The organism is Dyadobacter sp. AC419 (assembly GCF_979253085.1).
Genome location: NZ_CEEDCD010000031.1, coordinates 1 through 24,851, shown reverse-complemented (window position 1 = coordinate 24,851; position 24,851 = coordinate 1). Strand labels below are relative to the sequence as shown.

Genomic DNA, 24,851 nt, shown 5'->3' with positions numbered 1-24,851 from the left:
AGTGTTTATAACTCCTTTTGATCGAAAAAGACACTAAGGTCCATCTTATCCAGACTTTTCTTCACCTGTTCTAATTTTCTTTGTGAAAATGCGTCAATCGCTGCACGTTCTTTTTCGTTCTTTGCAATAGAACGGACTATTTTAACTTTGCTTTGCATAATGATGTGATTTGAATTTCAGTTTTACAACAAATCCGTCATAAGGGCGGTTCTTGGCAAATGGCTCAGCCTCTGACTTAATCCTTCCAAAGATATCAAAGTCTTTTTGAAACGTGCTTAACTCTCTACTTATAATCATCCTGTACAGACGGGTTCTTTGAGATGTACTTCCTTCTATATAAAGCAATGCTTTCGGATTTTCCTGAAAAAACAGATAAATACTTTGAATGACAGTTGCAATTATTTTTTCCATATCAGCATTATTGCTAACCGCCAAATCATCAATCCCAGCATTCTCTTTCAAATCGCCAAAAGCCAGATTGTACACATCAATGCTATCAGAGTAACGTGTGAATGTAATGATTTTTGAAATTGTCTTCTTTTCGCTGATGCTATCAAACAGAAACTCCAAGCCGTCTTCACTAGCTTCAGTCTCGTAATATTCTGAATTCATATCCTTTAAATTGCTTTTCCATTGATACGGCGAAGCATTTCATTGGTCACGCAATTCAAATAAAAAATTTTGCTGAAAGTAAACCAGCCGGGCAAATCCCTTTTAATCACAACTAAACCAGACCATAACCAACCATTCAATCAATGAATAATTTCAATATCAACCGCCGGAGTTTTACTGCATGGCGCTACGGCGGCGCTTGCGCTTTCTACATTTGGGGCGAGGGGAATGGACCTTATTAATCCTGCTAAAATGCTCCGCGTGGGGCTTATTGGAACTGGTTGGTATGGAAAAAGCGATTTGTTCAGGTTGATACAAGTGGCTCCGGTTGAAGTGCTTGCGCTTTGTGATGTGGATAAAAATCAGTTGAATGAAGCGGGAAAACTGGTGAGCCAACGGCAGAAATCGGGGAAGACGCCGAAGCTTTATGCCGATTATCAAAAAATGCTGGCTGAAAATGAAATGGACATTGTGCTCATTGGCACGCCGGATCATTGGCATGCATTGCAGATGATTGACGCCGTGAAAGCAGGAGCGCACGTGTATGTTCAAAAGCCGATCAGCGTTGATGTGATGGAGGGAGAGGCAATGGTGGCCGCTGCAAGAAAGTATAAAAAAGTGGTTCAGGTGGGGACGCAGCGCAAGAGTACGCCGCACTTGATCGATGCGAAAAAGAACATTGTTGATGCTGGCTTGCTGGGCAAAATCTCACACGTTGAAATGTGCTGTTATTTCCACATGCGAAATAATGGCAATCCGCCCGTTGAAGCAGTGCCCGACTTTTTGGATTACGAAAAATGGACCGGCCCCGCGCCATTGCGGCCTTATGACGGTTTGCCACACGTTCGCTGGTGGCGCACATTCATGGAATATGGAAACGGGATCACGGGCGATATGTGCGTCCATATGTTTGACACGGTGCGCTGGATGCTCAAACTGGGCTGGCCGAAAAAGATTAGCTCTACGGGCGGCATTTATGTTCAAAAGGAAGGGAAATCAAACATTTCGGACACGCAATCGGCCATTTTTGAATATGATGAATTGAATTGCGTTTGGCAGCACCGCACCTGGGGAACGCCCAACAATCCCGATTATCCGTGGTCATTCACTTTGTATGGCGAAAAAGGAACATTATGGGCGAGTACAATGGCTTATGATTTCATTCCCAACGGCAAAGGCGAAAAGATCCACAAAGATGTGGTTTTTGAAAAAGAAAAATACCCGGAAGATGTGACAGAAAAGGCCATTGAACTGAACGCAGCACCCGCCACAAGGCTCCATATGCTCGACTTTTTGAGTGCGATTGATAGCAGCAGCAAACCTGTTGCCGACATTGAAGAAGGACACATTTCGACGGCCAGCTGCATTCTTGCAAATCTTTCGATGAAAACCGGGCGACCCATTGTTTATGATCCGGTAAAACGCGAAATTGTAGGGGATAGAGAAGGCAAATGCGCTCTTAGCCCGACCATATCGGGATCCTTACAAACACCCGGATTACAAGAAAGTTTAGGTTGGTATAAAAGTTTTGTGGTCCCTATAAATCCCAGTGCTTCGCGTCCGGCTAACCCGGCGCTTTTTTGTTTTACAACCATTTCTCACTAGTCCGCATCCTGTTAATAGACCGCTTTCAGTGCAAACGTTTGCATCGCCGTTAATGCGGCGGAAACGCGCATTTTAGTGATTGAAAAAATGGATTTTTTTAAACTTATATACCAAAATTTTTTGTTTATAGTTTATATGATATTGTCATCCGAACAATTAAACTTTTGCCCTCGGAAACTGTCAGATATATACAATAACTAAACGTTCAAACAAATATGAAAACCATAGTGAAGTTGATGAAGTCACCGCAGCGGTGGTCGTTGCGGGGCTGCTAATGATGGGATGCAGCCAGGGCGCTGCAGGTAAGTTATGATTATGATTCTTCTGTTAACCTAAAACAATTCAAAACGTTTAAAGTGGAAGCCGAACACAACATGGAAACGGATCCGCTTTTGGGAAGTGAATTGAACAGAAGAAGGCTTGGAGATGCGGTTGTGGAAGTGATGGAGGCCAAAGGTTATAAAATGGACGCCAAAAATCCTGACATCATCGTAAGGTTTATGACGGATGTGAAAGATCGTCAGCAAGTGCGTTCCAACAACATGTACTCGCCTTATATGTGGTGGTACGGCGGCGGAAACAACATTTCGACCTACGACTATCAGGGAAAGCCGTTTTATCCTGAACATTTATCAGAAAAACGGCGACCGGATGGTTTGGCGAGGATGGGCTTCCGGAAAGGTGAAAGCGCCAACCAAAAAAGAAGACCGCGAAACGATGGTAAAAAACGCCGTGAGACGGACATTCTGAGGACTTTCCCGCAAGCCACGTCGGATACATATAGCAGGAATTAATAGAGTAATCGACCAAATTGAAAAGAGCGTGAAGGCTAACCTTCAGCGCTCTTGTTGTTTACAAACTCTCCCCATTCCTAAACTCCTCCGAAGCCTACTTCACAATCGGATCGCCTGCGTGGAGGTCGACCGAAAACTTCGACTAGTGTGTCCACAACGGTTCCCCGTTTCACAGGCACCCGTTCTGCTTTTTTCTATCTGTTTTCCCGGATCACGAAAATTTGTTCGCTGGAATAGACTACTGCCGACGTGGGGACGAATAATGTGTTGGTGGTGCGGGCTGAGTTGAGTGAAACTTGGGCGTACATGCCTGCTTTGAGTTCGTTGGAACGGTTATCGACGTCGAACTCGGTCATCATGGAGCGGTTTTCGTTCAGATAATGTTCGCGAACTTCTGGCGTAAATGCCTTTGTATTGTTTTTCCGGACTGGCTGAAACGGTGAAGTTGATTTCGCCTTTGGAGGGAATGGCATTGACCGATCAATTTTTCTGGGATTGCCAGCGTTAAACGGAGTTTTGTGTTGTCTTCCAAAACAAATAATGGTTTGGCGCCGCTTTCTCCCGGTCCTACCCAAAGCGCCCCGACGGACTCAGTGCCCGCTCCGGTGATAATGCCGTCGAATGGTGCTGCCAACTCTCAGATATTTTAGCTAAGTGCTGATTTTGTTTCCGTATAGGAGCGCGCAGCCTGCACATTTCCCTGGGCCATCGCGACTGCCGAACTGTCTGTGATCGACCTCGCTTTAGCGATATCCAACTCGTTGAGCGACACGGCACCCTGGGTTTTGTTAGTGCGCAAAAGGCGATTATAGGTCATGGAACTGGTCTGAAATTTGGTCTGACTTTCGTGTAATGCGGCTTCGGAAGCAAGTAGCTGCGCCTCCGCCTGGCTCAATTCAGATATAAGACTTCTCGTGCTATCGAGCGTAGCCAGAATCTGTCCTTTTCGAACCATCGTTCCGCGGTCTGCATTTACGCTTTTTACAAATCCTTTCACCTTTGGATGAGAAGATGCTGACCTTATTCCAGGGTTTTAATTCGCCGGGCAATGTGAGCTGTTTGGCAGGTTTCAAACTTTGCACTACGGCCATTTCAACCGCAGGTTCCTTTTCTGCTTTTTGCTCCTTATGCTCCGTAGTTTCAGCCTCGGAATTGCATGACGTGAATCCGAAAGACAGCGTTCCAATGATTAAAAGTGATTTTAGGGTGTTCATAGAAAGGGAATTTTGAAGTTTTTTGCGGAAAAAATTGCTTTCCGGATCTTCCGGATCGAGTGATAATGATTGAATGGATGCTTTTTTTCTGAACCATTGTGAAAACGGCCGGAAGAATTAGCAGAGAAGCCAATGTGGATGCGATCAAACCACCGATTACAGCTTGTCCGAGCGGTGCAATCTGGTCGCCGCCTTCACCCATCCCCGATGCCATCGGAATCATCCCGGCGATCATCGCGATGCTGGTCATTAAGATCGGCCTGCATCCTGCTTCCGGCTGCTAAGATCACAGCCTTATGTGAGTCATTAAGCTGCAAACGGAGATTTTCCGCGTTGGTAACCATTAAAATCGCATTCGCCACAGAAACCCCGACTGACATAATCAGACCCATATAAGATTGCAGATTCAATGTCGCGCCGGTCAAAAGCAGCAAGCTGATGGAGCCGACAACCACTGCTGGGATCGTCGAGAGAACAACGAGTGATAACTTAAATGATTGATATGTCGCAGAAAGCAACAGGAACATGATCACAATAGCGATTACCAAACCAACCTGTAAGCTGCCCAATGTTTCGGTCAGCAGATCGGATTGTCCTTTTAGCTCTAACCAAAACCCCACGCGGAGGTTCGCCGACGTTTTTTATGGCTGTTTGGACGGCTTTTGTGGCTGCACCCAGATCCTTTTTATGAATGTTGGCAGTGACGGTTACCAACCGGTTCGGTCCAGCGCGGTCATATTCACCGGGCGCTGTTTTTTCCGAAAATGTGGCAACATCGGCCAATAGGGGATTGCTAACACCCGTTTTCAAGGGAATTGTTCCAATGTCTTCGACAGAAGTCATCTGATATTCCGGGATCTGAACCTGAACCTGATAGGCCAATCCTTTTGCATCGTCAAGCCAAAGGTTTTTATCTGTAAAACGGCTTGATGAAGTGGCGGCGACCATGGATCGCGCAACCTGCGTAGAAGTGATGCCTAACTGACCCGCTCTTTCGCGGTTGATCTCCACATTCAGCACCGGATATTCCAGCGGTTGCGCAATTTGTACATCGCGCAAGAATGCAATATGCTGCATTTCTTTTTGAATTTTCTTGGCAAATCTTCCCGCTTCTTCCACATCCTTCGCAGCCACGCTCACCTCAATCGGTGTGGAGGCGCCCTGACTCATGATTTTATCGACAAGCTCAATGGGTTCAAAGGAAATTTTCAATGCAGGAATTTCCTTGCCGATGCGTTCGCGCAGTTTCTCCTTCAATGCATCCATTTTTACTGGAAAATCTTCTCGCAAAGAAACCTGCAAAACGGCCTCATGCGGCCCGCTATTGAACACGAAAATATTGGATGTTCCGTAACTGGAAGGCACCGTGCCCACATATGCCGATGAAATCTCGACATGTTCCTTGCCCACTTCGGATTTGATCAGATCCAGCACTTTTAATGTTGCCTGTTCCGTTCGCTCGACGCGCGTTCCGTCTGCAATCCGCAGGCGCATTTGAAACTGGTGACTGTTGGCTTTTGGCAAAATATCGGTCCCGATCAGGAAAAAACCACCGACGATCAATGCGACTGCTCCGACCAGATAAACGGGCACCACGAGTTTCCCTTTGCGCATAATACTGCTCAGGAAGTCAATGTATTTCAATTTGAATTTCTCAAAACCCTTCGGCGGCAATGACGGGTGCGCACCTTCTTCAATCACATCGTCGATTTCCTTTTTATCCAATGCTAATGTCGGCGCTTCGTGATGCGGATGGTCTTTCAATAGCCAGTTGGCCAAAACCGGAACCAATGTTTGGGATAATAAAAATGATGCGATCATAGCAAAACCTACGGCCAATGACAGCGGCAAAAACATGGATCTCGGAATGCCGCTCATCACAAACGAAGGCGCAAAAACGGCCAGGATTGCCAGCAGGATCAGAAATTCAGGAAAAGCAATCTCCTTACAAGCATCCCAAATGGCCTGTTCTTTGGGCTTACCCATTTCCTGGTGCTGGTGAATGTTCTCAATGGTCACCGTCGCCTGATCGACCAGCACACCAATTGCCAATGCTAACCCGCTCAATGTCATAATGTTGATGGTTTGACCAAACAAATTCATCAAAATCACCGCGGACAGGATTGAAATGGGAATGGTAACAATTACAATGATCACGCTGCGCCAGTCGCGGAGGAATAGCAGCACCATTAAACCGGTCAGTAATGCACCGAGAATCCCTTCCGTGATCAGGCTTTTCAAAGAATTGGTGACATAAACAGATTGGTCAAACTCGTAGGAAATCTTCACATCCTCGGGAACGGCATTGCGTAATTGCGGCAATGCTGCGCGAATGTTGTTCACCACATCCAGCGTGGAAGCATCTGATTTTTTAACAACAGGAATATAAACCGCACGGCGGCCGTTGATCAACGCATAACTCACCGTAACGTAGGCGCCATCTTCCACGGTGCCTACGTCGCGGATGAAAACGGTCGGTCCTGCACCAGATGCGGATCGGGATGTTGAGGAAATCTTCGGGTTTTTTGATCAAAAGAGTTGACCCGGCGTCATCAATGTTCGGTCACCCATACGAATGTTACCCGCAGGAGAAGGCTGGTTATTTGTCACAATGGATTTAATGATCTCTTCCGGCGTTAGGTGGTAACTTCTCATTCGCTCCAGGATCAACGCGGATGACGATCGTGCGCTGGTTTCCACCAAATGGTGGCGGACTTGGAAACGCCTTCAATGCGGCTGAACATTGGCCGCACGCGGGAAGACGCAAATCCTAATTTCGTTCAATGACCGGGACGAGCTTTCGAAAACCATTTGTCCGATGGGAACAGAACTGGCGTCAAAACGCACGACTTGCGGCGGAACTGTTCCTTCGGGCATGTATGCTTTTGCCCGCGAAACATTGTTGGCGACTTCCGCAGCGGCCTGCGCCATATCGGTTCCTGGATAGAACGAAAGTTTGATTAGCGAAAGCCCCTGAATGGTCTTCACATCCACATCCCGGATGCCTGAAACATACAGAAAGTGGTCCTGATAACGGGTCGCAATGAAGCCGTCCATCTGGTCAGGAGCCATTCCACCGTAAGGCTGAACGACGTAAATAGTCGGCAAATCGAGGTTCGGGAAAATGTCGACAGGAATGCTGCGGATGGACAGAACGGAGAAGAACAGGATCCCGATCACCACCACCACAATGGATATAGGCTGCCGCAATGCGGTTCGAATGAGTTGATACATAGTGAATTAATTATTTATTTGGCGATCTGATTAAGGAAAATGGACAAGTCTCCTCCGGCGGCAGCGGCCTGCATCAGCAGCGCCCGCCAGGCATTTCCGTTTGTGACGAACTTGTCCACCTCGGCGCGGTTAAGGGCATTAACGCTTTGCGCTAATGTGAATAAGTCGGTTAAGCCGCTTTCGTAGCGCGCTTGTGCCTGATTGAAAGCACCTTGCGCAGCATTTAACTGAACGGGTGTTAACCGCGCCTGTTCTAATGCCAGTTGAAATTGCATGTCTGCGTCGCGGCTCTGGCGGTCGAGTTGCAGTTTCTGGGGTTCGATAAAGTTCTTTAAAACGCTCAACCTGAAACTGTTCGGTTTTGTAATCATTACGCACCCGCAAAATATTGGTCAGGTTCCAGCGTGTGGAAACGCCAAACAGATAATTGTAAACCTGATAATTTACGCCGCTTCCAAAATCCGTTTTGAAAGAATCATCCTTATTAGAAACACCGGAGCCACGAGCCCAGCCCGAGCCTAAGATCGAAATAGATGGCAGGAATGATTTACGAACGGCATTACTTCTGGCCAGGGAAGCGTCAATCTGACTTTGGGAAAAACGCAGTGCCGGGTTCTTGAGGAAATCTGTTTCCACGTTTATAGCGGGCAATTGAGAGTAAAAAGCCATGCTATCCACCTGAATGCTATCCCGCAACTCGCCGGTAAGCTCGGCCAATCGCAGCGCCTGTGCCTTTAGGGAGCGCTGACTTTCCAGCAATAACAATTGTGCTTTTGCAAATTCGGCACTGGCCAGCGAGCTGTCCACGCCGGGACGCATGCCGGAGCCCACCGCCGCATCCGTAACCTGCTTAAAAACAAGCGCTCGTTCCAGATTTTGCTTTTGCGCTTCTACGAGTTTCTGATTCATCAGCAGCACAAGATATGCGTCCACAATGCGCACCTGATGCTGGAAAATCTCGTTCTCATAATCGGCCTGACTGCGGGATAATTCTGCTTTGGCCGTGTTGACATTGGCCTTAACCTTTCCAAAATTGAACACACGCCAGTCTACGAGCGCACTGGTAAAGCTGCCGAATGTTCCGGTGTAAATGTTGTCAGGCCGAATCCCGCCGGAAGGAGAAATCACGCTGCCTTCATTGCCCCAAAGGAGCCGGCAACACTGTTATTGGTCGAAAATGTGTATTGATCCTGAATAACAAAAGCAGGCAAATAGTCTGTTTTGACAGATTTGATGCGCATTTCAGCTCCGCGCACTTCGGCTTGCTTTGCTTTCAGAAAGGGGTAGTTTTGGGTGCCTTCCTGCAATATTTCCTGCAAGTTCAATTGCTGCGCGTTGCACATTAAGCTGGACATCAATAATGCGAGCAGGAAAATGAGGCCGGTGTTTTAAGCTTTTCTGGAAAAAGCTTTTTCGAGATTGGAATGAACATGATATAACTAGTTAATCCGATAATATTTTGGACGAAACTAGAAGTCAATTCTGGAAAAAATTGGGAAAAAGGGCCTTCAAGGCATTGTAACACAAATTATTATCATCCTAAATTTTTCCAGAATCGTATCCTACTTTTGTTCGATATCCTATAAAATCCAATGAAAGTTTTAGTTGTAGAAGATGAAAAGGGCCTGGCAGAAAGCATTGTTGCGTATCTGACGCGGGAAGGATTTGTGTGTGAAGTGGCTAACACATTCTGGCAGGCGGATGAAAAAATCAGTTTATATCAATATGACTGCACGATTGTAGATCTCACGCTGCCCGACGGCGACGGATTTGACATTGTGCAAACATTAAAAAAGATCGCCGCCGCAACCGGAATTATCATCATATCTGCCCGTAACACGCTGGAAGACAAGATTAAGGGCCTCGAAATTGGGTCGGATGATTATATGACCAAGCCGTTCCATCTTTCGGAGTTAAATGCGCGCGTGAAATCGCTGATCCGGAGAAGGAATTTTGGTGGGAATAATGATATGACCTGGCAGGAAATCCGGGTTCAGCCGCAATCGAGACGCGTTTTTATTGCTAATAAGGAGTCGCTTTTGTCAAGAAAAGAATACGATTTGTTACTCTATTTTCTATCCAACATTGACGTGGCGCTTACCAAGGAATCCATCGCGGAACATCTGTGGGGCGATCATATGGACTCTTCGGATTCGCTCGATATGGTTTATTCACACATTAAAAACCTGCGGAAAAAGATTTTGGAAAAAGGCGGAAAGGATTACATTCAATCGATTTACGGCATCGGATACAAATTCACAGCGCCTTGAAATTACTCGAAAAAACCAGCCGCATTTATCTTCTAGTCTCATTATGCACTTACCTGGCGGTGGGCATTGCATTTTATTGGAGCATTAAATACATGATCTATGAAGAAGTAGAAAGCAGGCTCCGGGTCGAAAAACGAGATTTTGAAACTTATGTAAAAACGCATGACACGTGGTCGACGAATTCTTATTTTGTTGAGAACAAAATTGAAGTTGTGCCCGCCTACGAAAAGCCAAATAAGAAGGTCATTTTCAAGGACACATTGATCCAAAACCGATATGAAGAGGGCCTGGACCCTTTTCGGCAGGTGACTTTTTACACGACCATCGGCGGTGTGTGGCATCGGGTTGCGATCCGGAAGTCCATGATCCAATCTTACAAATTGATAGAGGCCATTTCGGCTGTTATGATCGCTTTTTTGGGGATATTAATGGTCGGGATGTTCTTTTTCCAAAGGCGCCTTTCAGGGAAATTATGGCAGCCGTTTTACGACTCGCTGGCCAGCATTAAGGATTTTGACTGGACCAAAAAGTAAAAAGCTTGAACTTGCTCAAAGTGAAATCACAGAATTCAATGAGCTGGAAGATGTGATGGTCAAAATGGCATCCAAAATGCAGCACGACTATAAAAGTCTGAAAGAATTTGCCGAAAATGCTTCGCACGAAATTCAAACGCCGTTGGCACTGATTAACGCGAGGGTTGAGCAATTCATCCAAACCGGCGATTTGGGCAAAGAACACACTTACTGGATCGAAGAAATTTACCACGCCTCACGTCGCATTTCCCGGCTTAACCAAGGGCTGCTTTTATTAGCAAAAATTGAAAATCAACAATTCACAGATTTAGAAAATACAGATCTGTCTGCACTGCTCATTTCCAAATTGAAGGATTTCGAAGACATTATTTCACATCGCGGAATTCAAGTGCATGTTCGTTGTGATGAGCCATTTATGATGATTATGTCACCCGCGCTGGCCGAAATAATGATTGTGAATTTGATCAACAATGCTATCCGGCATAATCATCAGAACGGTGAAATTCAAATTGAAACAGGAAGCAAATTTTTGCAGGTTAGCAACACAGGAAATGCCTTGCGGGCCGCTCCCGAAGACCTTTTTGAAAGATTTAAAAAAGAATCGACCGGAAGTGAGTCACTTGGCCTCGGACTCGCTATTGTAAAGCAGATTTGTGATAATTATAATTTAACAATTGATTATAAAAATCAAGAATCTACCCACACGATCCGTATTAGATACTAAATCAAAATCCCGGAGGGATACAATATCGGTAGCAAAAATGATTTTTTAAACAACGAAAATCCCGGAGGGATGAAACAGCGTACACGCCGTTTCATCCCTCCGGGATTTGGAATTGTGGTGAATTTATGTTGTTACCAATGTTGCATCGCTGCGCGATTTGGCTAGCGAGCCACTTTGTTTAGTTCTCGCAGTCAAAGTTTTGTTGTCAGGAAATTCCTGCGGGATCCAGCGGCTGACGATTTTTCCGGAAGCGTCGGTTACCAAAAACGGATAACGGATGTCAATCGCGTATTTCTCTTTGAGCAATTCAATGTTCTCGTCTGATGCCCAGAGATGTTTTGCATTAGGACGATCTTTCGCATATTGTTTCCAGGTCGAAAACGGGATTCCAGGTGCGACGGACACATAAACGAATGTTGCTTTGTCAGCAAGCTGATCTTCCAATGCTTTCATGCCCGGCTCGTGCTGACCGATGCTGAACGAAAACACCATGCAAACCGGCTTTCCGGTAAGCGACGAAACAGCCACTGCCGCACTGTCCACATTTAGTAATGTAACGTCAGAAAGTGAAGCACCTGGCTGCAAAGATTCCTTCGTTGTGATCAGCTTCGAAATGTATTCTGCATTCTGCGACTGTGGGAAAGTTGTTTTGTAATCTTCCAAAAGCGCCTTGCTCGTTTCAATTGATGGAATGGCGGTTGCAGCGTAGTTAAGCCAGTAAGTCAGCAAATATTCCTTTTGTTTTGGATAATTGGCCAGTTTCTCTTTAACTAAATGCATACACATCTTTCAACGCTTCCGGACTGATCTCATAACGCGACTCGGAAGTTAATGGAAACTTGCGGGTGGAAGGAATCAGGGCCCAGTTACGGAGCTCGTCGCGGTAAGATTGGCTTAGCAATGCATCGTCAGACAATATTTTGAAGTCCGCTAATGTCAGATCTTCCAGTTCTTTGCGTTGCTTGTCGTCCAATTTGGCGACCCGGTTGCGACGCATGATCTTTTCCTGGATTAAGCGGCGGGTTAATGATGGTTCCGTTGCAGTGGTCGCCAGCACATAGGCTTCAAATCCGGGCGCGACAGGATTGGCGGCTTTGAATTTTTCAAATGCTTCAAGACGCACATTTTTAAGGCTATCGCTTTGCTGCACAACGCTCTTATTGTCAATCTGTGAAGGTTTGTAGCCAAACACAGGCAAATATTGATATTGGTTTTCCAGGAAATAATTTTTCAAAAAAGTCTGATAATTGGCATTTTTACCGGAAAAAGTAACGTCCGCATTATCGGCAAAACTAATGGTAAGATCGTCGCCGGGCTGGATGAAGAGCATCCACGTTTTGTTTATAGCTCCGCCGCCATATTGCAGGCGCATCATTCTTGGTTCAGGCAATTGAATGACTGCTTTTTCAGTTGTTTTATCTTTGAAATCAGTTGAAACGACCGGTTCTAATTTGACGTCTGCAAGGCCTATGCCCAGATTGGGGTGAAAGTGTACATCTTCCTGAACCAATGTTGCCGTTACCGGGCCTTGTTTTGCGTTAGTGAGCGTTATAGTTGCGGTATTCTGGGCTTTTACCAATGCACTGGTAAATAACAGGATCAGTAATGTTACTTTTTTCATTTTGTGTATAATAAGTTATTTGAGGTTGTTTCTCAATTGTAAAAAGTGTGCCAATATACGTAACATCATACGTCATTGGCCTGCACTTCATTTAACTTAGCTTTTTAATTCCCGGATTTACAATGAGTCGCGTTTCGATTATACAGTTCAATGACCTCCGCTCCCGGTTTCAAGGCGAGCTTTATTATGACAATTCAACATTGCACGCGGCCCAAAAGTCGATTTACGCAACGGACGCTTCTGTGTATCAGGAAATGCCGCTTGCTGTTGCATTGCCGCGAACGGTGGAGGATATTCGCAACCTCATTGAATTTGCAGGAAAAAATAAAGTGACCCTCATTCCGCGCGCTGCGGGCACTTCCTTGGCCGGGCAGGTTGTAGGAAGCGGCATTGTGGTGGATATATCCAAGCATTTTAGCAAAATAATAGAAGTTAATGTTGCCGAAAAGTGGGTGCGCGTGCAGCCAGGCGTGATCCGCGACGATCTGAACAAGCATCTGGCGCAGTATGGACTTCTTTTTGGCCCTGAAACTTCAACGGCCAGCCGCGCCATGATCGGCGGAATGATCGGAAATAATTCCTGCGGCCTGCATTCCATCACCTGGGGGACAACGCGGGACCATTTGCTCGAAGTAAAAGCATTGCTGGCAGACGGCTCGGAAACTGTTTTTTCCAAACATTCATCACAGGATTTTATACAAAAAATTGCGCAAAAGCAGGTTAAGGGTCAGCGTGAGCAAGCCATTTTCGCAGGCATGTTCGGACTAATTTCTAATCCGGTTGATCAGGAATTGATCAAAAAGCAATTTGCAAAACCAACTGTAACGCGCAGAAATTCTGGTTATGCGCTCGATGCGCTGGTCAGGGATTTTGAGAAAAATGAAATAAATCTCTGTAACCTGATCGCGGGTTCAGAGGGAACATTATGCTTTGTTACCGAGGCAAAACTGGCTTTGGTGGATGCACCGCCCGCTTCGGTCGGGGTGGTTTGTGTGCATGCCGATTCGCTGGCTGAGTCGCTGCACGCGAACCGGGTTGCGATGCAATTCAACCCGAAAGCTTCCGAGCTTGTGGATCGCTATATTATGGATTTCACCAAAGCGCACACGGTTTATTCGCACAACCGTTTTTTTATGCAAGGTGATCCGGCGGCGTTGCTGATGGTTGAGTTTTGGGGAAATAACAACGAAGAAGTTGAGTTACAGGCTGCAAATCTCATTGCCGCGCTGAAAGCCGAAAACCTGGGTTATGCTTATCCGCTTTTGTTTGGTGAAGATGCAAATAAGGCCTGGGACATCAGAAAGGCCGGTTTGGGTTTGATTCGAAATCTGCCGGGCGATACGCAGCCGGTCAATTTAATCGAAGATTGCGCGGTTGCAGTTGAAGATCTGCCCGAATACATTGCAGAGCTTGAAATCCTTTTGAAAAGTCACAATCTGCACGCTTCATATTATGCACACGCCGGCGCTGGTGAATTGCACGTGGAGCCCATGATCAACCTCAAAACCGAATCGGGCAAGCAACTTTTTCGCCAGGTTTTGGCGGATACGGCTGCATTGGTCAAAAAATATAACGGTTCGCTTTCGGGAGAGCATGGCGACGGGCGGTTAAGGGGCGAATTTATTCCTTATATGATGGGGAGTGAAGTGTATGAAATGTTCAGGCAGGTGAAGCGCATCTGGGATCCGGAAGGGATTTTCAATGCGAATAAAATCGTGGACACGCCGCCTATGAACGAGTTCCTGCGCTATGAACAGGATAAGCCGCAACCCGAAATCAAGACAATTTTCGATTTTTCAAAACAGGAAGGCATGCTCCGGCTGGCTGAAAAGTGCAGCGGATCAGGCGATTGCCGCAAAACCGAACTGACCGGCGGAACAATGTGTCCGAGTTACATGGCAACCCGCCGTGAACGCGACACAACACGCGCGAGGGCGAATATTCTGCGCCAATATCTAACTCCTGCAAACAAAAAAGAGCAAATCAGCGCCACACAAGAAATGGTAAAGGAAGTGCTGGATCTTTGTATTTCGTGCAAAGGCTGCAAATCAGAATGCCCTTCTAGTGTAGACGTGGGCAAAATGAAGGCGGAATTCACGCAGCAATATTATGACACGCACGGCATTCCGATGCGCAGTAAGCTGATCGCTAATTTTTCCAAACAAATGAAAATGGCCTCCATCGCGCCGTGGGCTTTCAATGGTGTTTTTGGGACGCCGTCGCTGCGGAAGATTGCCAACAAAATGGTCGGATTTCATCCCGAGCGCACAATGCCGCATTTGCATACGGAGACATTAGAAAAATGGTGGAAAAAAAGATCAAAACCGGCTCATGCAAATCCGCGGAAAGTCTATTTGTTCTGTGATGAGTTTACGAATTATAATGATGTTGAGGTTGGTAAAAAGGCTGTTGAATTGTTGGAAAAGCTTGGTTATGAAGTCATTATTCCAAAACATGACGAGTCGGGCCGTTCTTATTTGTCCAAAGGTTTTGTAAGGGAAGCGCAGAAATTGGCGGTTAATAATGTCTTGCTTCTTAAAGATCTGATCACTTATGACACGCCGCTGATCGGCATTGAGCCTTCTGCAATCCTTTCGTTCAGAGACGAATACATTGATTTGGTCTCTGCTGAGCAAAGAGAAGACGCCGTGAAAATCTCTGAAAATGCATTGCTTTTTGAAGAGTTCATTGCGCGGGAAATTGATGCAAAACGACTTAGTAAAACCGTTTTTACACAAAAAAAGCAACTCATTAAGTTGCACGGGCATTGTCATCAAAAAGCATTATCTACATTAACTGCCTCTAAAAAAGCACTGTCACTTCCCGAGAATTATCAGGTTCAGCTGATTCCGTCGGGTTGCTGCGGGATGGCTGGATCATTTGGTTACGAAGAAGAACATTATGATGTTTCGATGCAAATAGGAGAGCTGGTGCTTTTCCCTACTGTTCGCCAACAGCCTGATGATGTGCTTATTGCAGCTTCCGGAACCAGTTGTCGTCACCAAATGAAAGATGGGACAGGACGTCGTTCACAACATCCTGTCGAAATTTTATGGGATGCACTTATTAAGTAGCAAACGCTTATTCCGTTTTGCGAACGCCTTGCTCAATGGTGTCTGACGCAATGCTGTCAGCCGCCGCTGCGCCTGCTGCGCCGGAACCTTGTTCTGATGGAGTTTCTGATTCCGTAAAATTCTCGTTGTGGTTAAAAAAACCGCCCCAGAATCGCAATGGCCATCAATACAATTCCTACCCCCAATATCCACTTCCACACGTTTTTTGTATCTTGGTTGCTCTGGCTTGGTCGTCAGTTTCTCGCCTGTCCATGGTTTAATGATTTAGTTCGATGTGGGTGTTACCAATTTTGTACCAAAGACCAAAAACCCGTTTTCAGGGCATTTATATAATATTGTGTTGATAAAATTTCCCCAAACCAAGTCATTTGGATAAAATGTAATAAAACAGGTATGTTTGATGTTAACTTAGTTGAAAATTGGAATCGCTCACAACAACCTCTTTACGATATTCGGCCATATCTATGAAAATTTCCCTCAAATGCCTTTCATTGCTTTTTGTATTTTTCTTAGTAAATGATCTTGAAAGCAAAGCGCAGAACACACGTAGTTTCTTTTCCATTACGGGGGGTTACAGCTTACCCGTTGGCGAGTTAGCGCGTGAAAAACTGGATGACCCGTTTGCAGGTTTGACTGGTTCAGGCGTTTTTGGTCAGGCTAATTATGACTTTCGCATTGCAAGATGGTTGGGGCTTCGTGCATCGGGAAGTATGAACATTAACAAGACAAATTCTCAGCCGATATTGGACAAAGCCAATGACTATGCGCAGATTCTTGGCGAGACTTACACTTGGCAAAGCGATGTTTCCAACTGGAAATTGAATGCAGTGATGTTTGGCCCTGCTTTGTACATTAACATGAATCGGGTGCAACTTTGAGTTTCATGCGCAAGCGGGAAAAGTGTGGGCTAATTCGCCGACTGTTGATTTGATCGGGACATCAGAAGTGGGTGGGGAACCGATTACAGTAAGTCTTAAAAAAGCAACAACCAGCGCTTTTGGGCTTGCCGGCGGCGGAAGTTTGCGTGTGCCATTATCGGGTGCATTGTTTTTTCAGCTGAGTGCCGATGTGATCGGAGCGGAGGCGGAAATTAAAGACGTTTACATTCGCGCAGTGCGGGGTCCTTTGGAAATTGCTGATAAGATCAGCGAAAAGCGTTTCATTGGCGTGGTGAATGTGGGCGCTGGTTTTGGCATTGCATTCTGATAAAAATATAGCTTTATAAGAGAAAACGGGTCGGATGCCGCACGCATCTGACCCGTTTCTTTTTTTCCCCTCAGTCAAACCTCCATTACTTGGCGAACCAAACGTTTCATTTTCATATCATTCTTGCCACCCTGGCTGGCTAATGCAGCCGAGAAGTTTTCGTAGTTCAGCGATTCTTCTGAACCCGGGTAAGGCATGCGCGTAGGAATGACATTCTGATTTGTATTTAGTACGGGCGCTTGCAATGCAGGAATCCCTGTTCTGCGATATTCTGTCCAGGCTTCCAGTCCTTGTCCGTAAAGCGCGATCCATTTTTGCTCCATAATCTGCGTGTAACCCGGTGCGCCAGCCTTTAATGCATTGGCCGTCAGATATTCCGGTGCAACGGTGAGCTTGTACTGCGCGTGAGAAGCAGTGATGGCGTCGGTGTAATTTTTGGCAGCATCGCCCGCTGCTGCAATGCCTTTGTAGGCAAATTCCGCTTTCAAAAACAGCAGTTCAGCGTAACTCATGATCACACCGGGCGCAGTAGGAGCGATGAAATAAGCGCCCACGCGAGATGTGTTTTCCAGTCCCAGCTTGCCCGCTTCCGATGAAGATAAGCCATTGGGAACGCCTACGTAAGCAGGTTCAAGTGTGGAAAGATTAGCGTAAATCGGCAGCCTTACGTCATTTAATGACTTCAATTTGTTAACCAAAGTGGCGCTAACACGGTGATCGTCACGCGTTTTGCGGTTCACATTCACCGGATTCTGATTGTTTGTAACGTCCAGATAGTTCAGCTGAACATTCTCAGAAACGGAGCTGATAACCGGATATTTGGTCGGGTCACTCAAAATGCGGGTGACTCAGCTTTCACATCAACGGTTGCATCCGTTTTGTCGATCATGCGGCTCAAAATGCGGAGGCTCAGAGAATTGGCAAATTTTTTCCATTTGTTTAGGTCGTTGCCAAACAGGATATCACCGGTGATCGCGATGCTTTTATCCGTTGTGTTAATGGCTTCGCCTGCCGCTTTCAGCTCTGCAATAAGTCCGGCGTAAACATCTTTTTGCTTGTCATATTTGGGAAGCAATGTGCCTTCCAGCCCTTGCAACGCATCTTTGTAAGGAATGTCGCCATAAATGTCACTTAGCAGGCAAAAAACCCAAGAGCGCATAATGACTGCGACCGATTGGTAATTCACATTGTTGGTTTCTTGCCCAATCTTGTAAATGCGCTGATAATCAGCAAGGGACTCAATGTAAAGTCCTTGCCAGCCAGCCGTAAATACATCGCTTGAAACCGTGTATTGGTCAATGTCCGTGTATTGGATCCTTGCCCAGTGTTGTGAAAAACCATCGCCCACATCCATTCCCAGCGAACCGCCCCAAAATATGTCCACAGCGCTCTGAATGCCGTGCGGAAGAAACAGGTCGGCGGTGCCGGTGGCGGCGCTGTTGTTATTGGTGTTAATCTCGTCAAACTCACTCGTGCAACCCGCAAAACCAAGCAATGATGCTGAAAGTAAGCCTTTGAAAATGATTGAATTTATATGCTTTTTCATGTCAATTCGGTTAATAACAATGTCTTATAAATTGAAGCTGATGTTGAAGCCCACTGTTTTTGTCGTAGGAATCTGACCGTTTTCTATGCCTTGCAGGTTGCCATCATTGTAATAGCTCGTTTCCGGATCGATGTGCGGCAGATTGCTTTTCAGCAGCGCCAGGTTACGTCCAACGATCGAAACAGCGATGTCGCGGAAAGGCAGCTTGTTGAAGACTTTGCCGGAAAGCATGTAAGTGAATTTCACCTCGCGCAGCTTCACATAACTTGCGTCGAAAATCGTGTTCTCGTTGTTGGTCAGCAAGTAATATTTGTGGTGATATTCTTCTGATGATATCCTTTTTTCGTTTGGCACATATTCCGGCGCAGCAGCTGTTCCTTTGTTAACCACACCCGCACCGATCACACCTTCTTCGCGGCCGAATGTTGTTTCTTCTTCAAAACTCCCGTGTAGCGGCCAATGTTGATCGATTGTGAGAAAATGTCTCCGCCTGACTTAATGTCGATCAAAGTGCTCAGTGAGAATCGTTTGTAAGTAAATGTGTTTGAAATTCCGCCGATCCAGTCCGGTGTGAAGCTTCCCAGCACGCGGCTTACCGGATCGATCATCGGGTAACCTTGTGCATCGTAAACAATCTGTCCGTCCGGAGCGCGCAAAAAGCCTTTTCCAAAGAATGTTCCGTAAGGTTGTCCTACACGCGCTTCAACAGAAAGTCCACGAAATGAGCTTGTTGTCGTTGCCTGTGTAAGCGAGTTGTAGCTTGTGTTGAGCTGGTAAGTCGTCAGGCCGCCGTCGAGCGAAAGCACTTTGTTCTTGTTTTTTGCCCAGTTCAAACCAATGTCCCACTGGAAGTTATCAAGCTTAACCGGTGTCGCAGTAAGTTGAATTTCAATACCCGAGTTTTTGATCTTACCGGCATTCAAAAGTTTAGACAAAAATCCTGTTGCATTGGAAATGTTCACATCCAGAATCTGGTTTTTCGAAACTTTGCTGTAATAAGTTACATCAATGCCTACCCGGTTTTGCCAAAGTCTGATTTCCGTTCCAATCTCGTAAGACGAAGTGATTTCAGGTTTCAGATCTGCATTCAGCATGGCATTGTTTTCAGATAAGCTTGGTGTGCTTCCCCACGCGTTTTCGTATTTGTAAGTGCTTACAAGGCGATAAGGGTCCGTATCGTTACCCACCTGTGCAACCCCAGCCCTGATTTTGGCAAAAGAAAGCACGGAAGATCTCACATTAAACATGTCCGTAATAATTGCGCTCACCGCCGCAGAAGGGTAGAAATAAGAGCGATTGTTCGAAGGCAATGTGCTCGACCAGTCGTTTCTGGCAGTCAAGTCTACGAAAAGATAGTTTCTGAAACCAAGGTTAGCTGCGGCGTAAAGGCTGTTTACGGTTTTTTTGATAAAACTGTTTTCACCCACAAGCTTCTGGCGAGAGTTACCAAAGTTGTAAACACGCGGAATGGCCAGCTCGGTTGCGCCCATGTAATTGCGCTGCGCATAATTTGTTCTGTGGTTACCGCCGAAATTGGCCGTGATGTCAAACTCACCAAATTTGTGCGTCGCGTTCAAAAGGAAGTCCGAGTTGGATTCGCGAACAAAAATTTGCTCCTCATTATAAGCGTCAAACAAGTTGGAAGTCCCGATCACAGGCTGGCGTGCGGCACTTTTGGTTTTGCGGCGATCTTCGTAGAAATCAGTTCCTGATCTTCCGGTTAATGTCAGCCAATCGGTGAACTTATAAGTTGCCGAGAAATTTCCGTGAAGGTGGTCTTTCTCATTTGCTCTTGTGCTTTCGTTGAGCAAATAATAGGGGTTAGTCCAGTAATTGTCGTTCCAGTTGTTCTGGTAAATGCTGCCCGGCTTTTTATAGCTTGTCAACTTGTCCATATCCACCTGGCGGCCAAACCAGATGAAGTAAAGTCCGAAGTTATTGCGGTTATCGCTGCCGTCCTTTACATAATTTCCGGTCGCTCTTACGCTCAATTTTTTGGTCAGATTCCAGCCTACATTCATGGAAACCGTGCGGCGTTTGTAATCTGTATTAGGCAAAATTCCGGTCTGGCTCAAATTGGTAAATGATAAGCGGAAATCTGCTGTTTCATTTCCTCCCGTCACGGCAACGCTATTCGTATACGTTTTGCCTGTTTCAAAGAATTTATCAACATTATCTGGATGTGCGATCCAGGGCGTAGGCGTTCTGGTGCCGTCCGCTGCAATGGGCGAATCAAATTGCGGGAGCAATCTGTCCAGTTTCGGGCCCCAGCTTTCATCCACACCGTCGCCCTTGCCTCCGCCTTTTCCATCCACGTAAGAGAAGAGGCCGCCGGCACCTTGTCCATATTCATTTTGCCATTCAGGAAGTCTGAACGGCGTTTCAAAAGCTGTATTTGTGTTGAATGACACACCGATTCCCTTTGTTCCTTTTCCACTTTTGGTGGTGATCAAAACTACACCATTGGCACCGCGCGAACCGTAAAGTGCTGCTGCACTGGGTCCTTTCAAAACGTTGATCGATTCCACGTCGTCCGGGTTAATGGACGCTGCAGCATTTCCGTAATCCACGCCTGTGCCCGAACCAAAGTTGCTGTTATCCACCGGAACGCCATCTACAACGAATAGAGGCTGATTATTGCTTCCAATTGAGCTTGCACCGCGAATGATCATCCGGGAAGACGATCCCGGGCACCATTGGAATTGGTAACTTGCACACCCGCAAGTCGTCCCGAAAGGGAGTTGATCAGGTTGGTTTCCCGCGCCTGGGTCAATGTTTTTCCGCTCACTTCCTGCACAGAATAGCCTAATGCTTTCTTTTCGCGCGCTATACCGAGGGCCGTTACAACGATTTCACTGAACTGCGTTGCGTCGCTTTCGAGCTTGATGTCAAAAGTCGTTTTGAGCCGACCGGCAGTTCTGATGTTTTGTAGCCGATAAAGGAAATTACCAAGGTTGCCCCGGGAGGAGCGGTCATTGTGAATTCGCCGTTTGCGTCGGTTGTGCTTCCGCGGCTGGTGCCTTTGATAAGAATGCTGGCACCCGGCAGGTTTCCGTCGTCAGACAGAACTTTTCCCTTAATGTTCAGGTCCTGTGCAAAGCTGGCTCCGGAAAGGAGCAATAGCATAGACAGAAAGCCCAAAGTAAAGACTTTTCTCATAATTGAATTTTTAAGGAGTGAAATAAGTTAGGCATTGCTCAAACAGAATTATATTCTAGTGAAATTGAATTTGGCATAATAATAAATTAGATAAAAGTGTTTTGTTAAAATATTAATGTGGTTAAATGATTTTATTTAAAACATTATATTTTAAGATGTGATAGTGATATGCGGCGGCTGCGTATAGGTCAATCAGCAGGCATTTGAAGTATGGGGCGTGTGAATTGTTATATTTGCATTCGGTTCAAACCCGGTGACGGCGAACCATTGATCATCTGCTTATTCGAATATAGCTTTAAATGAAGGTTCTTAAATTTGGCGGCACCTCTGTCGGCTCGGTTGACAGCATTAAAACAGTAATCAGTATTCTTGAAAAAAACCTTGCGGAAGGCGAGCGGATCGCGGTCGTTTTTTCAGCAATGGGCGGCGTAACGAATCGGCTGATCGAAATCGGTAAAATGGCCGCTGCGGGAAATGCCGAGTATATGGATTTCCTGAAAGGCGTGGAAGAGCGCCATTTCGCAGTGGTTCGCGGCCTGATTCCGGTGAAGAGCCAAAGCAGCACTTTTGCAGCGGTAAGGGGCATTTTCAACGAGCTGGAAGATATTTTAAGAGGTGTTTCCTGGATTAAGGAGCTTTCCGAGCGCACGCTGGACCTGATCATGAGCTTCGGAGAAAGGCTTTCAACATTGGTAATCACCGAAATTTTGAAAAGCAAAGGCATTCCGGCCGAGTTCTGCGACGCACGCCAGATCATTCACACCAATGCAACTTATGGCATGGGTGATGTAAATTTTGAGATTACCAATCGTCAGATTTTAGAATATTTTGCCAAAACATCCGCTTTACAATGCGTAACAGGCTTTATCGCTTCCACGGCAGAAGGCGTTACGACAACATTGGGCCGCGGCGGTTCTGATTATACAGCTTCCATTATAGCAGCAGCGCTGGACGCGAGTTCGATTGAAATTTGGACCGACGTGGACGGCATGATGACGGCTGATCCGCGCAAGGTTGCCAATGCATTTACGATTCCTTCGATTTCCTATTCTGAGGCAATGGAATTGTCGCATTTTGGTGCGAAAGTGATTTATCCGCCAAGTTTGCAGCCTGCATTTGCAAAGAACATTACGCTAAAAGTCCTGAACACATTTAATGTTGATTTTGAGGGCACTTATGTCCAGAAAGCGGCTAACGGGAAGGATTATGCGATCACGGGGATTTCTTCGATCGATGAAATTGCTTTGGTGAACATTCAGGGCAGCGGCATGATTGGCGTTGCAGGCATTTCGGGAAGGCTTTTTACAGCGCTTTCCAACAATGCAATCAGCGTAATACTCATTTCACAGGCTTCATCGGAACATTCCATCTGTTTTTCGATTGATCCAAAAAATGCACAGCGGGCGACGGAAGTGCTGGAAAAAGAGTTTGCTATTGAGATTTCATTAGGTCATATCGACAGCATTGCCATTGAGAAAAGTCTGTCCATTATTGCAATCGTGGGCGAGGGGATGAAAAAGAGCACGGGTGTTTCCGGAAAGCTGTTTTCTGTTTTGGGTAAAAATGGTATAAATGTGGTTGCCACCGCGCAGGGTTCTTCCGAGCTGAACATTTCTGTGGTGATTGCAAAAAGTGACCTTTCCAAAGCGCTTAATGCCATTCACGGCGTATTTTTCCAATCGGAAACGCGTTCGCTTAACCTGTTTATTGTTGGAATGGGGCTTATAGGCGGCACATTGCTGGGCCAGATAAAAAACCAGACAAGATATTTAAGAGAAGAAAAACTGCTCAACCTGAACATTGCAGGTTTGTCCAATACAAAGAAAATGCTGCTTGATCCGCACGGCATCCAGCCCGACAACTGGCGCGACCGCGTGATGGATGAGGGTGTGAAAACGAGCTTGCCGGCATTTGTACAGCGCATGATCGAGCTCAACTTACCGAACAGCGTTTTTGTAGATTGCACGTCGGATAAGGACATTGTGCAGTATTATAATATGTTGCTGGATGCGAGCATTTCGGTCGTTACGCCGAATAAAGTTGCCAATTCGGGTTCGTATTCTGAGTATGTTTCCTTGCAACGCACTGCTTTACAGCGTGGTGTGAAGTTTTTGTACGAGACCAATGTCGGCGCAGGTTTGCCGATCATTAATACGATCCAGGGCCTGATGGCCAGTGGCGATAAATTCTTGAAATCGAAGCGATCCTTTCGGGAACGCTTTCTTATATATTCAACAATTTTGGCCCGGGAATACGTTTTGCAGATGTTGTCCGGGAAGCGAAAGTGAAAGGTTTTACGGAACCCGATCCGCGCGAGGATCTGAGCGGAGCCGACGTTGCGCGTAAAATTTTGATTCTGGCGCGTGAAGTGGGCGTTCCACTGGAAGCAGATGAGATTAAGATCAAAGCAATTTTGCCAGGAAACTGTCTGAATGCGCCCACAGTTGATGCATTTTTTCAGGAATTGGAAATATCCGACGGCTTTTTCGCCAGCATGCAAGCGGAGGCAGAAGCGAAGCACGAAAAACTGCGTTTCATCGCCACACTGGAAAACGGAAAAGCGAGCATTGAGTTAAAAACTGTCGACGCGCAGCATCCTTTTTACACATTATCCGGAAGCGACAACATTGTTTCATTCACCACCGAACGTTACAAAGACCGCCCATTGGTGATCAAAGGCCCAGGCGCCGGCGCCGAAGTAACCGCCTCCGGCGTCTTCGCAGATATCATGAGTATCAGTAGTTATTTGGGGTAAGCAAAACAATCATTTAAAGTGAATTCAATAAGAGCTTTTGCGCCGGCTACGGTGGCTAATGTTGCGTGTGGGTTTGATATTTTCGGCTTTGCGATTGAGGCGCCGGGCGATGTTGTTGAAGTGACCAGGCGCGATGAGCCGGGCGTGGTCATTACAGAAATAACGGGTGATGAGGGACGGTTGCCGCGTAATGCAGAAAAAAATGCCGTGACTGTTGTAATGCTACATTTATTGAAACATTTGGGCATTAAAGATTTTGGTTGCGAGGTGATTTTGCATAAAAATATGCCCTTAGGAAGCGGAATGGGTTCAAGTGCGGCGAGTGCAGTGGCGGGCGTCGTGGCGATGAATGAGTTGCTGGGCAATCCGCTGAGCCGTCAGGATTTGCTGCCGTTTGCTATGGAAGGGGAGAAGATCGCCTCCGGATCGGCGCATGCTGATAATGTCGGGCCGTCGCTTTTGGGTGGTTTTGTGGTGATCCAATCTGTAACCTACTCGTTCAGG

At 46.3% G+C, this 24,851-nt stretch carries 23 protein-coding genes and 3 pseudogenes; 10 read left to right on the top strand and 16 right to left on the bottom strand.

Going from position 1 to position 24,851, the window contains the following annotated elements; genetic code table 11:
- Positions 1–5 precede the first annotated feature (5 nt).
- A complete protein-coding gene (locus tag AC0IYG_RS29910; protein ID WP_471714695.1) occupies positions 6–158 on the bottom strand; it encodes a hypothetical protein in 153 nt (50 codons plus the stop codon).
- Positions 142–612 (bottom strand): DUF6934 family protein, encoded by a 471-nt coding sequence (locus AC0IYG_RS29905; RefSeq protein ID WP_471714694.1) that lies wholly within the window; start codon positions 610–612, stop codon positions 142–144. The genes AC0IYG_RS29910 and AC0IYG_RS29905 overlap by 17 nt, the downstream gene beginning before the upstream one ends.
- A 143-nt stretch (positions 613–755) precedes the next feature.
- On the opposite strand from AC0IYG_RS29905, the pseudogene AC0IYG_RS29900 reads away from it, so the two are divergent.
- Together AC0IYG_RS29900 and AC0IYG_RS29895 are read left to right on the top strand one after the other, a co-directional pair.
- Positions 756–2,125 (top strand): annotated as a pseudogene (locus AC0IYG_RS29900) (Gfo/Idh/MocA family protein).
- A 388-nt stretch (positions 2,126–2,513) separates the two neighbouring features.
- Entirely contained in the window at positions 2,514–3,011 is a 498-nt protein-coding gene (locus AC0IYG_RS29895) for a DUF4136 domain-containing protein (RefSeq protein WP_471714805.1), read from the top strand.
- 194 nt (positions 3,012–3,205) lie between these two features.
- On the opposite strand, the gene AC0IYG_RS29890 is transcribed toward AC0IYG_RS29895, so the two are convergent.
- The 5 genes and pseudogenes from AC0IYG_RS29890 to AC0IYG_RS29870 all read right to left on the bottom strand — a co-directional run bounded on the left by AC0IYG_RS29890 (position 3,206) and on the right by AC0IYG_RS29870 (position 8,802).
- A complete protein-coding gene (locus AC0IYG_RS29890) occupies positions 3,206–3,484 on the bottom strand; it encodes a hypothetical protein (protein ID WP_471714693.1) in 279 nt (92 codons plus the stop codon).
- A 173-nt stretch (positions 3,485–3,657) separates the two neighbouring features.
- Positions 3,658–4,008 (bottom strand): hypothetical protein, encoded by a 351-nt coding sequence (locus tag AC0IYG_RS29885; RefSeq protein ID WP_471714817.1) that lies wholly within the window; start codon positions 4,006–4,008, stop codon positions 3,658–3,660.
- Positions 4,009–4,234: 226 nt separating this feature from the next.
- Positions 4,235–7,459 (bottom strand): annotated as a pseudogene (locus AC0IYG_RS29880) (efflux RND transporter permease subunit); the annotation flags it as partial.
- 138 nt (positions 7,460–7,597) lie between these two features.
- The gene (locus tag AC0IYG_RS29875; RefSeq protein ID WP_471714692.1) at positions 7,598–8,587 is read right to left on the bottom strand and encodes a TolC family protein; all 990 of its coding nucleotides are present in this window, start codon (positions 8,585–8,587) and stop codon (positions 7,598–7,600) included.
- Positions 8,584–8,802 carry a hypothetical protein gene (locus AC0IYG_RS29870; RefSeq protein WP_471714691.1) on the bottom strand — a complete coding sequence of 73 codons (219 nt, stop codon included), beginning with the start codon at positions 8,800–8,802 and terminating at the stop codon, positions 8,584–8,586. Before AC0IYG_RS29870 ends, AC0IYG_RS29875 begins: the two co-directional genes overlap by 4 nt.
- A 249-nt stretch (positions 8,803–9,051) precedes the next feature.
- Between AC0IYG_RS29870 and AC0IYG_RS29865 the strand changes: the two genes are divergently transcribed.
- From AC0IYG_RS29865 to AC0IYG_RS29855, 3 genes are read left to right on the top strand one after another with little or no spacing between them, the layout of a single operon-like run.
- Positions 9,052–9,729 (top strand): response regulator transcription factor, encoded by a 678-nt coding sequence (locus tag AC0IYG_RS29865; RefSeq protein WP_471714690.1) that lies wholly within the window; start codon positions 9,052–9,054, stop codon positions 9,727–9,729.
- Positions 9,726–10,262 (top strand): hypothetical protein, encoded by a 537-nt coding sequence (locus tag AC0IYG_RS29860; protein WP_471714689.1) that lies wholly within the window; start codon positions 9,726–9,728, stop codon positions 10,260–10,262. The genes AC0IYG_RS29865 and AC0IYG_RS29860 overlap by 4 nt, the downstream gene beginning before the upstream one ends.
- Positions 10,243–10,986: a sensor histidine kinase gene (locus AC0IYG_RS29855; protein WP_471714688.1), complete on the top strand. Its 744-nt coding sequence runs from the start codon at positions 10,243–10,245 to the stop codon at positions 10,984–10,986. The genes AC0IYG_RS29860 and AC0IYG_RS29855 overlap by 20 nt, the downstream gene beginning before the upstream one ends.
- 123 nt (positions 10,987–11,109) lie before the next feature.
- Here the strand turns inward: AC0IYG_RS29855 and AC0IYG_RS29850 are convergent, their stop codons facing one another.
- Together AC0IYG_RS29850 and AC0IYG_RS29845 are read right to left on the bottom strand one after the other, a co-directional pair.
- On the bottom strand, positions 11,110–11,766 hold the full coding sequence (locus AC0IYG_RS29850; RefSeq protein ID WP_471714687.1) for a hypothetical protein: 657 nt from the start codon (positions 11,764–11,766) through the stop codon (positions 11,110–11,112).
- Positions 11,753–12,607: a hypothetical protein gene (locus tag AC0IYG_RS29845; RefSeq protein WP_471714686.1), complete on the bottom strand. Its 855-nt coding sequence runs from the start codon at positions 12,605–12,607 to the stop codon at positions 11,753–11,755. Before AC0IYG_RS29845 ends, AC0IYG_RS29850 begins: the two co-directional genes overlap by 14 nt.
- 122 nt (positions 12,608–12,729) lie before the next feature.
- On the opposite strand from AC0IYG_RS29845, the gene AC0IYG_RS29840 reads away from it, so the two are divergent.
- Positions 12,730–15,681, top strand: a complete 2,952-nt coding sequence (locus tag AC0IYG_RS29840; RefSeq protein WP_471714685.1) for an FAD-binding and (Fe-S)-binding domain-containing protein — start codon at positions 12,730–12,732, stop codon at positions 15,679–15,681.
- 7 nt (positions 15,682–15,688) lie between these two features.
- Here AC0IYG_RS29840 and AC0IYG_RS29835 read toward each other — a convergent pair whose 3' ends face one another.
- The gene (locus AC0IYG_RS29835; protein ID WP_471714684.1) at positions 15,689–15,838 is read right to left on the bottom strand and encodes a hypothetical protein; all 150 of its coding nucleotides are present in this window, start codon (positions 15,836–15,838) and stop codon (positions 15,689–15,691) included.
- 307 nt (positions 15,839–16,145) lie between these two features.
- Between AC0IYG_RS29835 and AC0IYG_RS29830 the strand changes: the two genes are divergently transcribed.
- Together AC0IYG_RS29830 and AC0IYG_RS29825 are read left to right on the top strand one after the other, a co-directional pair.
- Positions 16,146–16,559: a hypothetical protein gene (locus AC0IYG_RS29830; protein ID WP_471714683.1), complete on the top strand. Its 414-nt coding sequence runs from the start codon at positions 16,146–16,148 to the stop codon at positions 16,557–16,559.
- Positions 16,560–16,581: 22 nt separating this feature from the next.
- Positions 16,582–16,887, top strand: a complete 306-nt coding sequence (locus AC0IYG_RS29825) for a hypothetical protein (RefSeq protein ID WP_471714682.1) — start codon at positions 16,582–16,584, stop codon at positions 16,885–16,887.
- 74 nt (positions 16,888–16,961) lie between these two features.
- Here AC0IYG_RS29825 and AC0IYG_RS29820 read toward each other — a convergent pair whose 3' ends face one another.
- Genes AC0IYG_RS29820 through AC0IYG_RS29795 form a run of 6 tightly spaced genes read right to left on the bottom strand, consistent with a single transcriptional unit; the run spans position 16,962 to position 21,592 of the window.
- Positions 16,962–17,723 (bottom strand): SusD/RagB family nutrient-binding outer membrane lipoprotein, encoded by a 762-nt coding sequence (locus AC0IYG_RS29820; protein ID WP_471714681.1) that lies wholly within the window; start codon positions 17,721–17,723, stop codon positions 16,962–16,964.
- The gene (locus AC0IYG_RS29815) at positions 17,720–18,433 is read right to left on the bottom strand and encodes a SusD/RagB family nutrient-binding outer membrane lipoprotein (RefSeq protein WP_471714680.1); all 714 of its coding nucleotides are present in this window, start codon (positions 18,431–18,433) and stop codon (positions 17,720–17,722) included. The genes AC0IYG_RS29820 and AC0IYG_RS29815 overlap by 4 nt, the downstream gene beginning before the upstream one ends.
- Before the next feature lie 24 nt (positions 18,434–18,457).
- On the bottom strand, positions 18,458–18,838 hold the full coding sequence (locus AC0IYG_RS29810; RefSeq protein WP_471714679.1) for a hypothetical protein: 381 nt from the start codon (positions 18,836–18,838) through the stop codon (positions 18,458–18,460).
- Complete coding sequence (locus AC0IYG_RS29805; RefSeq protein WP_471714678.1) at positions 18,835–21,105, bottom strand: SusC/RagA family TonB-linked outer membrane protein; 2,271 nt, start codon at positions 21,103–21,105, stop codon at positions 18,835–18,837. Before AC0IYG_RS29805 ends, AC0IYG_RS29810 begins: the two co-directional genes overlap by 4 nt.
- Positions 21,102–21,230 (bottom strand): hypothetical protein, encoded by a 129-nt coding sequence (locus AC0IYG_RS29800; RefSeq protein ID WP_471714677.1) that lies wholly within the window; start codon positions 21,228–21,230, stop codon positions 21,102–21,104. The genes AC0IYG_RS29805 and AC0IYG_RS29800 overlap by 4 nt, the downstream gene beginning before the upstream one ends.
- 44 nt (positions 21,231–21,274) lie before the next feature.
- The gene (locus AC0IYG_RS29795; RefSeq protein WP_471714676.1) at positions 21,275–21,592 is read right to left on the bottom strand and encodes a carboxypeptidase-like regulatory domain-containing protein; all 318 of its coding nucleotides are present in this window, start codon (positions 21,590–21,592) and stop codon (positions 21,275–21,277) included.
- Between the two features lie 299 nt (positions 21,593–21,891).
- Between AC0IYG_RS29795 and thrA the strand changes: the two are divergent.
- Together thrA and AC0IYG_RS29785 are read left to right on the top strand one after the other, a co-directional pair.
- Positions 21,892–24,347, top strand: a pseudogene (gene thrA / locus AC0IYG_RS29790) (bifunctional aspartate kinase/homoserine dehydrogenase I).
- A gap of 18 nt (positions 24,348–24,365) precedes the next feature.
- On the top strand, positions 24,366–24,851 hold a 486-nt coding region (locus tag AC0IYG_RS29785), incomplete at its 3' end, for a homoserine kinase (RefSeq protein ID WP_471714675.1).

Excerpts from the sequence above, each read along its gene's own strand:
- AC0IYG_RS29910 (WP_471714695.1), bottom strand. The coding sequence starts at position 158 with ATGCAAAGCAAAGTTAAAATAGTCCGTTCTATTGCAAAGAACGAAAAA.
- AC0IYG_RS29905 (WP_471714694.1), bottom strand. The coding sequence starts at position 612 with ATGAATTCAGAATATTACGAGACTGAAGCTAGTGAAGACGGCTTGGAG.
- AC0IYG_RS29890 (WP_471714693.1), bottom strand. The coding sequence starts at position 3,484 with ATGCCATTCCCTCCAAAGGCGAAATCAACTTCACCGTTTCAGCCAGTC.
- AC0IYG_RS29870 (WP_471714691.1), bottom strand. The coding sequence starts at position 8,802 with ATGTGCAACGCGCAGCAATTGAACTTGCAGGAAATATTGCAGGAAGGC.
- AC0IYG_RS29865 (WP_471714690.1), top strand. The coding sequence starts at position 9,052 with ATGAAAGTTTTAGTTGTAGAAGATGAAAAGGGCCTGGCAGAAAGCATT.
- AC0IYG_RS29850 (WP_471714687.1), bottom strand. The coding sequence starts at position 11,766 with ATGCATTTAGTTAAAGAGAAACTGGCCAATTATCCAAAACAAAAGGAA.
- AC0IYG_RS29845 (WP_471714686.1), bottom strand. The coding sequence starts at position 12,607 with ATGAAAAAAGTAACATTACTGATCCTGTTATTTACCAGTGCATTGGTA.
- AC0IYG_RS29840 (WP_471714685.1), top strand. The coding sequence starts at position 12,730 with ATGAGTCGCGTTTCGATTATACAGTTCAATGACCTCCGCTCCCGGTTT.
- AC0IYG_RS29830 (WP_471714683.1), top strand. The coding sequence starts at position 16,146 with ATGAAAATTTCCCTCAAATGCCTTTCATTGCTTTTTGTATTTTTCTTA.
- AC0IYG_RS29815 (WP_471714680.1), bottom strand. The coding sequence starts at position 18,433 with ATGAAAAAGCATATAAATTCAATCATTTTCAAAGGCTTACTTTCAGCA.
- AC0IYG_RS29805 (WP_471714678.1), bottom strand. The coding sequence starts at position 21,105 with ATGATCATTCGCGGTGCAAGCTCAATTGGAAGCAATAATCAGCCTCTA.
- AC0IYG_RS29795 (WP_471714676.1), bottom strand. The coding sequence starts at position 21,592 with ATGAGAAAAGTCTTTACTTTGGGCTTTCTGTCTATGCTATTGCTCCTT.